Genomic DNA, 15,305 nt, shown 5'->3' with positions numbered 1-15,305 from the left:
TCATCTTCATGATGTTTTGGTAACATTTCGGTAACATTGTAGCCCTCACCCCGAAGTAACTTTGCCTTCCCACTTAACCCGACCTCATGTCGATGAAATCACCTTTACTACTTGGTTTGCTAAGTGCTGGCTTGCTGGGCTTTGCAAGTCAGGCAGCCCAAGCCCAAACGCCGGTTACGCTGGCTAGCACCCCTTACACCGAGAACTTCGACAACCTCGCGACGGGGTTGCCGGCAGGTTTCGGGGTGTACACCGGTGCCACGGCTACGGCTCCCGGCACGGCGGCAACTTTTGCGCCTGCCAAAGCGGCGTGGAACGCCACCGCCGGCGGCTTCAAAAACGTGGCTTCGGCCACGGGCCTGACGGCCACTTCGTCCGCGGCCGACCAGGACGCGTCGACCAACCGGGCGCTGGCTCTGCGCCAAACCGGCTCGCTGGGTGACCCGGGCGGCGCGTTTGTATTCCAAGCCGCCAACACCACGGGCAAAACGGATTTCTCGCTGAGCTTCAAGCTGCAGTCCCTCGACAACTCGGTGGGCCGCACGGTGAACTGGACGGTGGATTACGCCACCGGCGCCACGCCGACGGCATTTACGCCCCTGGCTTCGGGCACGGGCAGCACCACGCCGACCTTCGGCAGCAACACGGTCACCGCCAGCTTCGGCACGGCGCTGGACAACCAGACCGGCCCGGTGTGGATTCGCATCGTGGCGCTGACGGCCAGCACCGGCTCGGGCTCCCGCCCCACCTCAGCCATCGACGACTTTTCGCTGAGCTGGCAGGGCAACCCCAACGCCCCGACGCTGACGACTTCGGTGTCGACGCTGGCCTTCGCCAGCCAGAACATCGGCACGACCTCGGCTCCGCTGAACTACACCCTGACGGGTGCCAACCTGACCACCGACGTGACCGTGGCCGCCACCGGCCCCTTCACAGTGTCGAAAGACAACACCACCTTCGCCTCGTCGGTGACGCTGACCGCGGCGGAAGTGGCCACGGCCAAGACGCTGTACGTGAAGTTTGCCCCGACCGTGGCTGGCCCCACTACCGGCAGCCTCACCCACACCAGCACCGGCGCTAGCACCCGCACCGTGTCGTTGACGGGCACCGCCGTGGACCCCTCGCAGCTTAGCTTCGACTTCCAGGCCTGCACCGGCACCACGTCGATTTCGGACGGCTGGACGCAGTACAGCGTAACGGGCCCGCAGACCTGGGCCTGCACCACCTTCGGCCGCGACCCGCAAAACCCGGCCGGCACCACCGCTTTCCCGAGCGGCGTGCAAATCAACGGTTTCGCCAGCGGCTCGAACGTGCTGAACGAGGACTGGCTGATTTCGCCGGCCCTGAACCTGGCCAGCACCACCTTCCCGCTGCTCTCCTACTGGAGCCGCGTGGCCTTCAACGGCGCCCCGCTGAAGCTGATGGTGTCGACTAACTACTCCGGCTCGGGTAGCCCCTTGGCCTCGGGCGTGACCTGGACCGACCTGAACGGCTCGTTCCCGGCCACCGGCACGGCCGAATGGACGCAGACCACCAACGTGGACCTCTCGGCTTACAAGCAGGCTGGCGTGTACATCGCCTTTGTGTACAACTCGACCAACGACGAAGGGGCCCGCTGGACCCTGGACGACGTGGCCGTGACCAACTCGCCCACCGCCCCGCCGCCCGCCATCCGCAGCAGCGTGCCGAGCCTGGCTTTCGGCTTCCGCGCCGTGAACAGCACCCCCACGCAGACCTTCACCGCCACCTTCAGCAACCTGACGGCTGGCGCCACCATCACGTCTTCGGATGCGGCGTTCCAGGTGTCGACCAACGGCACCACCTTCGGCAGCACGGCCACGGTGACGCAAGCGGCCGCGGCGGCCGGCGCCATCACCGTTACGGTGCGCTTCGCCCCCACCACGGCTTCGCGCAACTACACCGGCAACATCACCCTGGCCTCGACCGGCGCTACTAGCGTGGTGGTGGCCGTGAGCGGCAACACCTACGACGTGACCAGCACGCTGGAAGTGGTGAACTGGAACGTGGAGTGGTTCGGCTCGGCCACCATGGGCCCGACGAACGACAACCAGCAGTACACCAACGTCAGCACCATCATCAACTCGCTGAACGCCGACATCTACGCCCTAGCCGAAGTGGTGGACACCGTGCGCCTGCGCACGATGGTGGCCGCCATGCCCGGCTACGCCTACCGCGTGTCGGACTTCGGCTCGTACGCTGATGACCGCAACGACCCGGACTACGCCGACGCCCAGAAGCTGGCCTTCATCTACCGCACCAGCGTGGTGTCGAACCCGCAGTTCACCTCCTTCTTCCGCTGCACCGAAGCCCAGAACTGCGCCGAGCGCAACTACTGGTCGTCGGGCCGCTTCCCCTTCGTGATGACGGCCAACGTGACGCTGAACGGCGTGACCAAGCAGGTGACCTTCGTGCTGATCCACGCCAAGGCCAACACCAGCCCCACCACGACCTCTTACGCCCGTCGTAAGAGCGGCGCCGATGGCCTGAAAGCCAAGCTGGACGCGGATTACCCCACGCAGAACTTCGTCATCCTGGGCGACTTCAACGACGACCTGGACCAGACCATCACCACCGGCATCACGCCGAACACGACCTCGTACAGCGCCTTCACCAACGACGCCGCCAACTACCCGGCCCTGACCCTGCCGCTGAGCCTGGCCGGCAAGAAGTCGACCGTGAGCTACAACGACGTGATTGACCACGTGGTGGTGTCGAACGAGATGAACGCCTACTACATCCCCGCCTCGGCCGAAATTCAGTCGCAGGTAGCCGGTCTGGTCGCCAACTACGGCAGCACCACCACCGACCACTACCCCGTGCTGACGCGCTACTCCTTCTCGCCCGCCACGGCTACGGCCGGCGCCCGTACGGCCAAGCTAGGCCTGTACCCGAACCCGGTGAGCAAGTCGGTGCGCGTGGAAGTGCCCGAGAAAGGCCAGCACCTGCAGCTGGAAGTGCGCACCGCCGACGGCCGTCTGGTGGTGAGCAGCACCGGCACGGTGGAGCAGCTGAACCAGCAGCTGAACGCCAAAGTGGGCAGCCTGCACGCCGGTATGTACGTGGTACGTATCGTGGGCGAGCAGCAAACCTACGTGGAGCGCTTCGTGAAGCAGTAAGCTTCCGCTGCCTCCCGGCTACGCAAAAGCCCCGCTCCGATCCGGAGCGGGGCTTTTTGTTGGTATCGGGTCCGCGGGTGTTAGCGGGCCTGAACGGTTGGCAAAACGGGTAAGCGTACCCGAAGGGGCTTCACGCACGGGAGTCGGCGCCGGTGTGCTCGTTGGCTTCGAGCACGAACGGGCGGCCGGCTTGCTCGCCTTCGAGGCGCAGCCAATGAGGCTCGGCGGGGCGGCCGGTGGGCAGCCAGCCGCGTTGGGTTTCGGTGAGGATGAGCAGGCCTTCGTCGTCGCCGAGGGCGGCAAAGTTGGGCAAGCGCGGGCCGCGGTGAAACGCGGGAATGCCGTGGGCGGCCGTCAGGGCCTCGGCGGTGGGCAGCACTGCGGGCGTAACCACCCCGACCTCGCTCAGGCCCAGCAGGCTGGCGGCCGCGAAGGGCCGCGGCGACGCGTTGGGCAGGGGCTGGCGGGCAATGCATTCGAGGATGTTGCCGGCCGGATCGAGGAAGTAAAACGCGCGGGCCTGCCAGTTGGGAAACTCGGCAATGGGCTGGCCGTCGGTGAACGGCAGCAGCGGGGTGCGGGCGGCAAACCAGGCGTAGGCCGCGTCGAGCTGGTTGTGCGGCACGTGTAGGGCGAAGTGGTAAAACGGGGCCGTGCCTAGCGCGGCGGGCCGAAAAATCAGCTCGGAATACCCTAGCTGCACGCGTAGCCCGGCGGCCGTGGCGTGGGTGGGTAGCCCCAGCACCTCGGCGTAGAAGCGGTGCAGCGCGGGCAAATCGGGGGCAAGCAGGTGCAGGGTGAGCAGGTGCATGGGCGAGGGAAAACGGGGCCGGGCCCGCAACGTAGCCACTACGCCCCACAGTTGCCAGCGCCGCCGGGCACAACGGCGCGGCGGCCCGGCGCGTACACGGCCCACCACCCTCCTTTCCCCACGCAATGGCAACCCTGACCGAACGCGGCCTCCAGATTTCCAAAAACGCGCTCTTCAACGTCTTCACCTCCCGGGCCGGCAAGCTGCTCGGCAAGCCTTTCAAAGCGGTGCTCGTGCTCAACGAAGTGGCCGACAAGCTGGCCAGCGAGGAGAGCAAGGACAACAAGTTCAAGCAACTCTTCGACGCGGCCCTGACCGTGGTGCGCCTGGTGCGCGCTTACGTCAACGGCTCGTACCGCGAGGTGCAAACCAGCACCATTGTTTCGGGCCTGGGCGTGCTGCTCTACGTTCTTTCGCCCATCGACCTAGTGCCCGATTTCATTCCGGTGCTCGGCTTTCTGGACGACCTCAGCCTGGTGAGCTGGTTTATCGGCAAGTTCCAGGACGAAATCCGCCGCTTCCGCGAGTGGGAAACCAGCTCGGCCGCGGCCGATGCCCCGACCACGGCATTAGCGCCCACGGCTTCCGCGTCCTCGGCCGCCAACGCGGTGGCCATAGCCGAAATGGGTCACTCGTAAAACGAGGGTTCCGGCTGTTTCACCGGCCGCGAAGCCGGCTCTGCGGGGCCGGCTTTTTTTGCGTGCTGCCGGTACCACAGCCCGAAGCCCAGCAGCCCCAGCCACAGAAACGAGCAACTGGCCACGATGCTCTGCACAATAACCCAGCGCACGGCGGCGTAGGACGTCAGCGGCGGCAGGTGCCGGGCATTGTAGGCCACGCCCAGCGCCGCCGCGCCCAGCAGCAGCCCGGCCGTCCAGAGCAGGCGGTGGCGCAGGACCGGGGCCACGCCCACCGGCTGGCGCTGCAGCCACCGCCACGCCCACCAGGCCAGCATCAGCGCCCCGATGCCCGTGCTGATGAGCTGCAGCAGCTTGCAGATGGGCATGTGCTCGAAGTACGGAAAGGGCACCTCGCGCAGCAACAGCGGCCAGTGCTCGGCCACCCAGCCGTCGGTGTGGGTGAAGGCGTCCCACACATCGTGCGTGGCGGCCCCAACGAGAATGGCCGCGGCGAGCTGCCCCAGGCGCCGGCCGGGGCCAAAGGCAAACGGCTCGGCCGCGGCAGCCGCGGCCCGGCGGCCGGCCCAGGCAGGCAACAAAGCCACCGCCGGCCCTTTTACCACGGCGTGCCACAGCCAGAGCACCAGCAGGCTCAGGGGCAGGCACGAAAAAAACAGCCCCCAGAACGAGTGCCCAAACTCGCCTTCGGCCTGCAGCTGCAGGAAATAGATGAAGTCCGGGCTTAGGCTGCCCACCCACAGCGCCGACATGGGCAGGCGCAAAGGGCGGGCCAGCGGCACGGCCGCGGCAGGATGGCTAAAGGTGAACGGCATTAAACGAGCGGCGGCCTCGGCGCCTGTACTGGCGCACGAACCACTAAAGTTAACGGCAGAATCTGAGGCTGGGGTGAAGCGAGTCGGGTTTGCGGCGTAATTTTGCCGCAACCATCCCCAAACACACGCTCTTGCTCACCTCCCTTTTCTCCCGCCGCGCCGCGCGCACCTGGGCCCTGCTGCTGGCCTTGGTGCTGCCCGCCGCCGCCCGCGCCGACGAAGGCATGTGGCTGCCGCTGCTGCTCAAGCAGCTCAACGAAGCCGACATGCAGCAGAAAGGCCTCAAGCTCTCGGCCGAGGACATTTACTCCGTCAACCGCGGCTCGCTCAAGGACGCCATCGTGCAATTTGGCGGCGGCTGCACCGGCGAAATCATCAGCAACGAGGGCCTGCTGCTCACCAACCACCACTGCGGCTACGGGCAGATTCAGCAGCACTCGTCGGTGGAAAACGACTACCTCACGAAGGGCTACTGGGCCATGACGCGCGAGCAGGAGCTGCCCAACCCGGGGTTGACGGCCACCTTCATCGTGCGCATGGAGGACGTCACGGCGCCGGTGCTGCAGGGCATTCCGGCCGGCATTGCCGAAGCCGACCGGGAGCGAATCGTGCAGCAGCGCTCGGCCGAAGTGGCCCAGAAGGCCGTGGCCGGCACGCACTACAAGGCGTTTGTAAGGCCCATGTTCAACGGCGGCGAGTACTACCTCTTCGTGACGGAAGTGTTCGAGGACGTGCGCCTGGTGGGCGCCCCGCCGAGCAGCATCGGCAAGTTCGGCGGCGACACCGACAACTGGATGTGGCCCCGCCACACCGGTGACTTTTCGATGTTCCGCATCTACGCCGGGCCCGACAACAAGCCTGCCCCCTACTCCAAGGACAACAAGCCCTTCGTGCCGCGCCACTCCCTGCCGATTTCGCTCGGCGGCGTCAAGCCCGGCGACTTTACGCTGGTGTTCGGCTTTCCCGGCCGCACCACCGAATATCTCACCAGCTGGGGCGTCGACGAAACCTACTCGGTGTCGGACCCGGCCAAGGTAAAAATCCGCGACACCAAGCTGCGCATCCTCGACGCGGACATGAAGGCCTCCGACAAGGTGCGCATTCAGTACGCGGCCAAGTACGCCTCGCTGGCCAACTACTGGAAGAAATGGATTGGCGAAATGCGCGGCCTCAAGCGCCTCGACGCGGTGCGCCGCAAGCAGCAGCAGGAGCAGCAGTTCCGCCAGTGGGTGCAAGCCGGTGATGGCGCCCGGCAAGCCGCCTACGGGCAGATCCTGACCCAGCTGGAGCAACAATACCGCACGGTGCGCCCCTACGTGCAGGCCCGCGACTACGTGACCGAAGCCGCCCTGGGCATCGAGCTGCTGGGCTACGCCAACGCCCTACAGCAGTACGTGGATTTGGTGCAGGCCAAGGCCCCGCAGAGCGAAATCAACGCGGCGCTGGAAAAAACCCGCAAGGGCACCACCGGCACCTTCCGCAACATCAACATCGCCACCGACCAGAAGGTGGCCGCCGCCCTGCTGCCGCTCTACGCCGAGGGCACGCCCGCCGAGCTGCTGCCCGACAACGTGAAGGCGCTGCGCCAGAAAAACACCACGCCCGAGGCCTGGCAGCGCTACGTGGCTGATTTGTATGCGCGCAGCCGCCTGACCTCGGAGGAAAGCGCCCAGAAAGTGCTCGACGAGGTGGCCAAGGGCAACATCAGCGGTATTCTGAATGATCCAGCGTATCAGCTGATTGCGCCCATCGTGGCCACCTACCGCCAGAAGGTGCTGCCGACCTACACCCAGGCCCAGGACCAGATTACCCTGCTGCAGCGCACCTATATTGCCGGCCTGCGCCAGCAGCAACCCCAGCGCAAGTTCTACCCCGACGCCAACTCCACCCTGCGCGTGGCCTACGGGCAGGTGGCCGGCTACCAGCCCGCCGACGGCGTGCAGTACGACTACTACACCACCTTGGACGGCATCATGCAGAAGGCCGACCCGACCAACTCGGATTTTGAAATTCCGGCCCGCCTGGTGGAGCTCTACGAGAAGAAAGACTACGGCCCTTACGCCGTCAACGGCACGGTGCCGGTGGCGTTTACGGCCACCAACCACACCACCGGCGGCAACTCCGGCTCCCCGGTCATCAACGGCCGCGGGGAGCTGATCGGCACCAACTTCGACCGCAACTGGGAGGGCACCATGTCGGATTTGATGTACGACCCGGACCGGGTGCGCAACATCACGCTGGACGTGCGCTACATGCTCTTCGTGGTCGATAAATACGCCGGCGCCACCCACCTGGTGCGCGAAATGAAGCTGGTGAACGGCCCCGGCTCGGCGCCCACGGAAGCCAGCGGCTCCGACGACAAGAAGGCCAAGAAAACCAAAGTAAAAGTGAAGCGCGAGAAGGCCGCGGCCGCCCGCTAAGCCTTTTTGCCCACCTGCCCAAAACCCGGAACTTGCCCCGTGCAGGTCCGGGTTTTTATGTTGTTATCGGGCCGTTCTGTTGCCCAACCAGCCGTTGCCGTTGGCGCGGCCCCACAGCGGGCCCGCGGCTACAGCTTCACCAGCCGCTGCTGCAGCCGCCGCGCGCCCACGCGCGCCGAGGCCTGGTACAGCCCCGGCGGCAGCGGCGGCGTCACCACCAGATGGTTCAGCCCGGCCTGCCCCGCCTGCTCCGCTTGCCACACCACCCGCCCCTGGTCGTCGGTGAGGGTGAGCACGACCGGAGCGGCCGCGGGCAGCGTCACGTCCACCGTAAGCGCCGGCCCGAACGGGTTCGGGTAGGTACTCAGCGAGGCCGGGCCGGCCTCGACGGGCACCGGCACCGGTCCGAAATACGTGGATAGCCCCTGCTCGTCGTCCTGGCGCAGGCGGTAATAGCGCAGCCCCGGCGGGGACGTCGCAGCGTCGGTAAACGCGTAGTGCCGGGGCGCGCTGCTGCTGCCCGCGCCGGCCACGAAACCGATTTCCCGGTACTGCAGCCCATCGGCCGACACTTCCACGCCGAATCCCCGGCAACGCAGTTCCTGGGCGGTAGTCCAGCTAAGTTGCACGGCCGCGCCCTCGCGCCGGGCCTGTAGTGCCGTCAGCGTCACGGGCAGCGGGGTGCTGGTGCGCAGCAGCGTGTAGGCGTCGATCAGCTGCCCGGTGCGGGTGTAAAACTGCATGGAAAGCGAATTGGCGGAAGCGTTGAGCAGCATCGCGCCGTAATCGGCCGCGTACAGGGCCTGGGTGTAGGGCCCGGGCTGCCCGACGCCGTACAGGCTGCGCCCGCCCAGGCCGTTGACGATGTAGGTCAGCCCGTCCACCGTCAGCCGCTCGTAGTGGTGGTTGTGGCCGGCCATTACCAGGGAGGCGCCCCAGGCCTTGAAGGGCCACTGCATGCCCTGAATGTCGCCGTAGACACCCGAGGAGTAGGGCGCGTGGTGGAAGTACACCACTTTCCAGGGTTCGGTGGCCGCCGCCAGCCGTTGCCGCAGCCACTGCGCCTGCGCCGAGGTACTCGCGGTGCCGTCGGGCTCGTGCGCGTCGCTGTCGATGGCGAAGAAGCGCACGTTGCCGCGCGCAAACTCGTAGTACCGCTCGTTGCCGGGCAGGGTGAAGAAGTTTAGGTAGCCCTGGGCGGTGCCGGTTTCCCAGTCGTGGTTGCCCAGGGAGGGAAAGAACCGGTTTTCTGCCCCCGGCGAAGCCGCCCCGTAGCTGCCGGCGTAGGGGTACATGTAGTGGTGGTAGTACTGCCCGATGTTCTGGTCGATGGTCGCGGCCTCGCCGTACTCGTAATTGTTGTCGCCCACGGTGATGACGAAATCGGGGTTCCAGCTTGCTACCAGCGCGGCCACGTCGCGCTCGGGCTGCCCGGCCATGCCGAAGTCGCCGATGCAGGCAAAGCGCTGCGCCCTAGCCTCCCCGGCTACCAGCCAACTGCCCACCACCATCACCCATGCCGTTATCCCTCTCATACGACCTTATGTTGGCGCCAAAAAGAGTTATACCATGAATATATTTATAATATTTATCTTTAAAAATCAATAAATAACATTGTTAGCACAAACAAGCCGGCGGCCTCCTTGCGTCCTTTATACAAAGCCGTTTTGCCGCGGCCCGGCGCGCTTGGCCCTTTCAGCGGCCGCGTAGGCGCCGCCGGAGGTTCTTTGGGGATACTGCCCACGGGCCGTAGCTTGCGGCCATGACCCAACGCCTCTTTCGCCGCTGCCTGCTGGCCGCTTTGTGCGTACTCGGCGGGCGCTGCCTAGCCCAGTCGGCGCCGCCCGCCCCGCTCCTGCTCCAGCCCGCCGCCGTGTTCGACGGCCAGACGCTGCACCCCGGTTGGGTCGTGCTCGTGGAGGGCAGCCTGATCAAAGCCGCGGGCCCGGCCGCCCAGGTGAAGGCGCCGGCTGGCGCCCGGGCAGTGCCGCTGCCGGGCCTGACCTTGCTACCCGGCCTGATCGAGGGTCATAGCCACCTGCTGCTGCACCCCTACAACGAAACCAGCTGGGACGACCAAGTGCTGCGCGAGTCGCAGGCGCTGCGGGTGGCGCGGGCCACCGAGCACGCCCGGCGCACCCTGCAGGCCGGCTTCACCACCGCCCGCGACCTGGGCACCGAAGGGGCGGATTACGCCGACGTGGGCCTCAAGCAGGCCATCGAGCAGGGCATCATCCCCGGCCCGCGCCTGCTCATTGCCACCCGCGCCTTGGTGGCCACCGGTTGCTACGGCCCCAAGCTTTCCGTCGATGTGGCGGTGCCGCAGGGCGCGCAGGAAGTCAGCGGCCCCGACGAAATCGTGCGGGCCGTGCGCGAGCAAGTTAGCCGCGGCGCCGACGTGGTGAAGGTGTACGCCGATTACCGCCTGACACCCGGCGGCCCCTCCGTAGCCACCTTCTCGCAGGACGAGCTGAACGTGCTGGTGGCCACGGCCCGCTCCCTCGGCCGGCCGGTGGTGGCCCACGCCTCCACGCCCGAGGGCATGCGCCGGGCCGCGCTGGCCGGCGTCGAAACCATCGAGCACGGCGACCAGGGCACGGCGGAGGTGTTCAAGCTCATGAAGCAGCGCGGCGTGGCCCTCTGCCCCACCGTGGCCGCCGGCGACGCCATCTTGCAGTACCGCGGCTGGCGCAAGGGCCAGGGCCCCGAGCCCGAGCGCATCACGCAGAAAAAAGCCAGCGTGGCCGCCGCCCGCCGGGCCGACGTAGCCCTGGTGCTCGGCGGCGACGTGGGCGTATTTCCCCACGGCGACAACGCGCGCGAACTGGAATTGCTGGTGCGCGAGTACGGCTTCACTCCGCTGGACGTGCTGCGCCAAGCCACCAGCGGCAACGCCCGCCTGCTGCACCTGCCGGACCGCGGCCAAGTGCAATCCGCCCTGCTCGCCGACCTCGTGGCCGTAGCCGGCGACCCGACGCAGGATGTGCAGGCTCTGCGGCAGGTGCGCTGGGTGATGAAGGGGGGCGCGGTAGTGCGGGAACTATAAGCTCAACTTGATGGAAAGAATAGCGCAGCTTCAGGCTCTTGTCAACCTGTCAATACCAGCTTTTGCTGCTCCAAACGCTGATGATAACTCCGTTTTGCAGTTTCTATTGGACCAAGGAACTGATCTAGTCCAAGCCCAACAAGTGGTGGCTTTTGCTCCCCTAGCGTTTGGTCGTGCCGTCTTGGCTCAATTGCCAATAGTGCTTTCTACCACCTCCAGCATAGTAGATGACCGAGGAAATGTCTACGAGGGCTATCTGCTGGAACTCGAGCCAGTCTTTGTAGCAGCTCAATGGCTGGCCGAGGAGCTAATCGAGCGACGTCAGTGGCGCGAGGATGAGCACATGCTGTTGGCCATGTGGAGCGCGGAGTTTAAGTCGGTCAATGCGCTGCTACGCGAGGGCTCCAAGCCTGAGAATCTAGAAATATCTCCGCCTGTTTTGCTTTGGGACATAGTCAGTACTGTTCCACCGATCAAGCCAGAGTCGCCCCTAAAGCCTTGGTGGAAGTTCTGGTAAAAAACGGCACGTGACGGGTCAGAACGCCCAACCTGTCCCGTGTCACCTGTTACCTATCACCTCAATTACCCCGGCCGCTCCACGCCCAATTCCTTGAGTTGTGCGGCGTACTTGTCGTAAATCACCTGCAGGTCGGCGCCGTGCTTGGCCGCGTCCACGCCGATGCTCACGTTGGCGCGGTGGAAGCGGTGCAGGTGGCTCAGGTGCGGGCAGATGACGGGCAAGTGCCCGGCCAGCAAAAAGCGCACGTAGAGGTCCAGGTCCTCGGCCATGCGCAGCGCTTCGTCGTAGCCGCCCACCTCGTCGAAGAGGCGGCGGCTGTAGCACACGTTGCCCTGGATAAAGTGCTCGGCTTTGAAGATGGCTTCCAGCATCTTGGCCGGCGTCTCGAAGCGCCAGGCGTAGTAGTCCTCGCCGGGCAGGTAGCGGCGCTCCTCGTCCACGCGCAGGAAGTCGGCCACGAACCACTGCCGGTCGGGGTTGATCTCGATCTGGGCGCCGTAGTGGTAAAGGCAGCGCTGCAGCAGCAGGTCGTCGTCGTCGAGGGGCACGAGCCAAGCGTCGGCGGGCGCTTCGCGGATGAGCTGGTTGCGGGCCGGGCCGGGCAGCAGCCGCTCGGCCGCCCGGTGCTGCCAGGTGCGGATGGGCGGGCCGTCCCAGCCGCTGGCTTCGGCGAGGAAGGCGGCCGTGTGGTCGGTGCAGGCGTTGTCGAGGATGAGGTGCTGGTACTGGGCGTCGAGCGGGGCCAGCACGCTGGCGCGCACGCTCTGCACGGCTTCGGGCAGGAAGGCGGCCCGGTTGTGCGTGGGGGTGATGACGGCGAATTGCATACGGGCTGCTTGTTCGGACGGCGCCAAAAAAAGTTGCCTTCCGGTCGTCGGTGTCAACCTTCGCCGCGCGCCTGGCGTTAATTCGGGCAACCCTTCCCCGCCGCCGCATTCCCATGGGCTTGTACGTCGTCACGCTCCGCTTACCCGATTCCTTCGACGAAGAGTTTGTCGCGCTGATTCCGCGTCACCGCGCCTTCATCAACAACCTCATCGAAGAAAACATCATTCTCTCCTACGCCATCAGCGCCAACCGCTCCCGCGGCTGGGTTACCATGCAGGGTGCCACGCCCGAGGCCGTGCGCGCCGTGGTCGAGCAGTTTCCCCTCTACCAGTTTTTGCAAAGCATCGAGGTCGACGAGCTGTTCGTGTTCGACAGCACCGCGTCGCGCCTGCCCAAAATCAGCCTGAACTAATCCCGCCGCCCGCCGCGTTTTGCCTGCTCGACGCGCCGCCGGCCCGACCGGTTTTCTGCCCGGCGGCGCGTTACCAGGTTTACCCGTTCCCATGCAGCCCCTGTTGTCGCTTCCTTACCTGTCGGTGTTCCTGCACCCCGGCCCAGCCCTCGAAACGCAGTGGCTGGGCTTTGCCACCAGCGCCGAGTTTCGGGCCGCCATCAAGCAGCTGCTGGCGCTTGGGCAGGCGCACCGCGTCCGGGGCTGGCTGGCCGACGACCGGCTGCTCGGCGCCGTGCGCCCGCGCGACCTGGACTGGTCGAGCCAGCACCTGCTCGCCGGCCTCGACCGCGCCGGGCTGCAGCGCTTCGCCCTGGTCGAGTCGCAGGACGTGCTGAACCGCCACACCATCACCCGCATGTACGAGCAGGTCGTGCCCGCCGTCGGCTTCGAAATCCGGCGTTTCGCCGCTATCGAGCAGGCCCGTGCCTGGGCCGCCGGCGGCGCATAGGGCCGTTGTGCCGGACTCTGCGTAGTTTACTTCTGCATTCCTACCGCTGCCCGCTCCATCCACTCTGAGCTTCTCCCCTGCATGATATCCTTGTTGCTCTGGCCGCTGAGCCTGCTGGCTCTGCTCCCCCCGGTCACCGCACCCCCGGCCGCCCCGGCCCCGCCGCCGGCCGAGTCGCCCACTACCGATGTGCTGCTCAACCGCTTGGGCACGGCCATCAGCAAGCTGCAAACCCTGCGCGTCAACGTGAAAGCCACCGAACGGCACCCCGACGGATACCAGCAGGCGCGCACGCTGATGAAAATTGCCACTACCCCGCTGCGCATCTACCTGCGCAACCAGAAGGGCATCGAGGTGCTCTACGTGCAGGGCCAAAACAACGGCGACGCCTGGGTGTACCCGGCCAAGTTTCCGTACGTAACCATCAGCCTGGACCCGAACGGCGCGCTGATGCGGCGCAACCAACACCACTCCGTGCTCGACGCGGGCTACGGCGTCATTGCCGATTTGATCCGCATTCCGCCGCAGCGCTCCGAGGCCTACCGCCGCTCCTTCCGCTACCAGGGCGACACCACCATTCAGGGCCGTCCCTGCTACTTGCTGCGCTCCGACTTTCCGCAGTTCAAGTACATTTCCTACAAAACCACCGGCGGCGAAACCGCGGCCAAGATTGCCGAGCGCTTCGGCTGCGGCGAATTCCGCATTGCCCAGCGCAACGACATCGGCTACGAGGACGTGCTGCCCGAGGGCAAGGTACTGCAGGTGCCCAACGCCTACGGCCGCCGCACCATTCTCTGCGTCGACCAGAAAATGCTGCTGCCCGTGGCCGTGGCCGTGTGGGACGATAAAGGCCTGTTCGAGTCGTTCGAGTTTTCGCAGGTGGTGGCCAACCAGCCCATTCCCACCGCCGAATTCAGCAAGGATTACAAGGACTACAAGTTTTGACGTGCTGATGCGGCATTGGGCTGATTCGCTAGTGTATCAGCCCCGTGGCCGCCCCATCGTCATTGCGAGCGAAGCGCGGCAATCCTTCCTCCAGTAGCAGAAACGCAACCATACCCACAGACCCAGAACGACACCGCCCGAAACCCGCATTGCAGGTTCAGGCGGTGTCGTTTTCGATTCTGACAAGCTTTCAGTTTCTGCCAGCCGGTTGGTGGTGCCGCGAGCGAAACGATTGCCGCGCTTCGCTCGCAATGACTACAAGCAGCCCGGCGCACTACCACCGCAGCACATCAAGATTACCGCCGCATGGTCTTCTCGATCATGTCCCACATATCCGGGGTCAGCAGCTCAAGCTTGTTGAACTCACCGGCCCCGTTGAGCCACTCGCCCCCGTCGATGGTGATGACTTCGCCGTTGATGTAGGCCGCGAAATCGGAGACGAGGAAGGCGGCCAGGTTGGCCAGCTCCTGGTGCGAGCCCACGCGCTTGAGCGGCACCGAGGCGGCCGGGTCGAGTTTGGAGGCCAGCGGCTCGGGGAAGAGGCGGCTCCAGGCACCTTCCGTCGGGAACGGGCCGGGCGCAATGGCCACCGAGCGGATGCCGTACTTGGCCCACTCCACGGCCAGGGAACGGGTGAGAGCCAGCACGCCGGCCTTGGCCGTGGCCGAGGGCACCACGAAGGCCGAGCCCACGGAGGCGTAGGTCGTGACGATGTTGAGGATGGTGCCGGGCTGCTCCTGCTTGATCCAGTGCTTGCCCACGGCCAGCGTGCAGTTGTAGGAGCCCTTGAGCACGATGTCGACGATGACGTCGAAGGCCTTGTTGGATAGCCGCTCGGTGGGGCTGATGAAGTTGCCGGCGGCGTTGTTTACCAGCACGTCGATGCGGCCAAACTCCTCGAGGGTGCGCTGCACGAGGCGCTCCACTTCGTCGTACTTGCGCACGTCGCACTGCACGGCCAGCACTTTGCCGTGGGTTTGTTCGCGCAGCTCGTTGGCGGTGGTTTCCAGCACGTCGAGCTTGCGCGAGCTGATGACCACGTTGGCCCCGAGCTGCAGGAAGTAGGTGGTCATGGCGCGGCCCAGGCCGGTGCCGCCGCCGGTGACGATGATGGTTTTGCCGTCGAGGGCGCCGTCGCGCAGCATGGGTTGGGCGTAGGGAGCAGTTGCCATTGGCAGAGTAGGTTTGAGGTGGGAATTGCGGACACGCAAGAACGGCATTTGCCGGAAATTGTATGCATGCC

At 65.8% G+C, this 15,305-nt stretch carries 13 protein-coding genes; 8 read left to right on the top strand and 5 right to left on the bottom strand.

Annotated features, from left to right (window positions below; translation table 11 throughout):
- The first annotated feature begins 92 nt into the window (after positions 1-92).
- The gene (locus tag LJ737_RS23855) at positions 93-3,137 is read left to right on the top strand and encodes a T9SS-dependent choice-of-anchor J family protein (RefSeq protein WP_227769281.1); all 3,045 of its coding nucleotides are present in this window, start codon (positions 93-95) and stop codon (positions 3,135-3,137) included.
- Positions 3,138-3,267: 130 nt separating this feature from the next.
- Here LJ737_RS23855 and LJ737_RS23850 read toward each other — a convergent pair whose 3' ends face one another.
- Complete coding sequence (locus LJ737_RS23850; protein WP_227769280.1) at positions 3,268-3,948, bottom strand: VOC family protein; 681 nt, start codon at positions 3,946-3,948, stop codon at positions 3,268-3,270.
- 125 nt (positions 3,949-4,073) lie between these two features.
- Here LJ737_RS23850 and LJ737_RS23845 point away from each other — a divergent pair, with 125 nt between their 5' ends.
- Complete coding sequence (locus LJ737_RS23845) at positions 4,074-4,586, top strand: YkvA family protein (protein WP_227769279.1); 513 nt, start codon at positions 4,074-4,076, stop codon at positions 4,584-4,586.
- Here LJ737_RS23845 and LJ737_RS23840 read toward each other — a convergent pair.
- On the bottom strand, positions 4,577-5,401 hold the full coding sequence (locus LJ737_RS23840; protein ID WP_227769278.1) for a DUF4184 family protein: 825 nt from the start codon (positions 5,399-5,401) through the stop codon (positions 4,577-4,579). The two genes, LJ737_RS23845 and LJ737_RS23840, sit on opposite strands and share 10 nt — an antisense overlap.
- Before the next feature lie 131 nt (positions 5,402-5,532).
- On the opposite strand from LJ737_RS23840, the gene LJ737_RS23835 reads away from it, so the two are divergent.
- On the top strand, positions 5,533-7,821 hold the full coding sequence (locus tag LJ737_RS23835) for a S46 family peptidase (RefSeq protein ID WP_227769277.1): 2,289 nt from the start codon (positions 5,533-5,535) through the stop codon (positions 7,819-7,821).
- A 128-nt stretch (positions 7,822-7,949) separates the two neighbouring features.
- Here LJ737_RS23835 and LJ737_RS23830 read toward each other — a convergent pair whose 3' ends face one another.
- On the bottom strand, positions 7,950-9,356 hold the full coding sequence (locus LJ737_RS23830; protein ID WP_227769276.1) for a metallophosphoesterase family protein: 1,407 nt from the start codon (positions 9,354-9,356) through the stop codon (positions 7,950-7,952).
- Between the two features lie 227 nt (positions 9,357-9,583).
- Here LJ737_RS23830 and LJ737_RS23825 point away from each other — a divergent pair, with 227 nt between their 5' ends.
- Both LJ737_RS23825 and LJ737_RS23820 read left to right on the top strand, forming a co-directional pair.
- Positions 9,584-10,867, top strand: coding sequence for a metal-dependent hydrolase family protein (locus LJ737_RS23825; protein WP_227769275.1), 1,284 nt, complete (start codon positions 9,584-9,586; stop codon positions 10,865-10,867).
- A 10-nt stretch (positions 10,868-10,877) separates the two neighbouring features.
- Complete coding sequence (locus LJ737_RS23820; RefSeq protein WP_227769274.1) at positions 10,878-11,384, top strand: hypothetical protein; 507 nt, start codon at positions 10,878-10,880, stop codon at positions 11,382-11,384.
- A gap of 65 nt (positions 11,385-11,449) precedes the next feature.
- Here LJ737_RS23820 and LJ737_RS23815 read toward each other — a convergent pair whose 3' ends face one another.
- A complete protein-coding gene (locus LJ737_RS23815; RefSeq protein ID WP_227769273.1) occupies positions 11,450-12,214 on the bottom strand; it encodes a glycosyltransferase family 2 protein in 765 nt (254 codons plus the stop codon).
- Between the two features lie 113 nt (positions 12,215-12,327).
- On the opposite strand from LJ737_RS23815, the gene LJ737_RS23810 reads away from it, so the two are divergent.
- The 3 genes from LJ737_RS23810 to LJ737_RS23800 all read left to right on the top strand — a co-directional run bounded on the left by LJ737_RS23810 (position 12,328) and on the right by LJ737_RS23800 (position 14,062).
- Entirely contained in the window at positions 12,328-12,627 is a 300-nt protein-coding gene (locus LJ737_RS23810) for a YciI family protein (protein ID WP_227769272.1), read from the top strand.
- A 91-nt stretch (positions 12,628-12,718) separates the two neighbouring features.
- The gene (locus tag LJ737_RS23805; protein WP_227769271.1) at positions 12,719-13,117 is read left to right on the top strand and encodes an STAS/SEC14 domain-containing protein; all 399 of its coding nucleotides are present in this window, start codon (positions 12,719-12,721) and stop codon (positions 13,115-13,117) included.
- Positions 13,118-13,198: 81 nt separating this feature from the next.
- Complete coding sequence (locus LJ737_RS23800) at positions 13,199-14,062, top strand: DUF1571 domain-containing protein (RefSeq protein WP_227769270.1); 864 nt, start codon at positions 13,199-13,201, stop codon at positions 14,060-14,062.
- Positions 14,063-14,358: 296 nt separating this feature from the next.
- Here the strand turns inward: LJ737_RS23800 and LJ737_RS23795 are convergent, their stop codons facing one another.
- Positions 14,359-15,234: an SDR family oxidoreductase gene (locus LJ737_RS23795; RefSeq protein ID WP_227769269.1), complete on the bottom strand. Its 876-nt coding sequence runs from the start codon at positions 15,232-15,234 to the stop codon at positions 14,359-14,361.
- Between the last annotated feature and the right edge of the window lie 71 nt (positions 15,235-15,305).

The organism is Hymenobacter sp. 15J16-1T3B (assembly GCF_020711235.1).
Lineage (GTDB): Bacteria > Bacteroidota > Bacteroidia > Cytophagales > Hymenobacteraceae > Solirubrum.
Note: the sequence above shows the minus strand (reverse complement) of the source record. Positions and strands in the feature narration are given on the sequence as shown.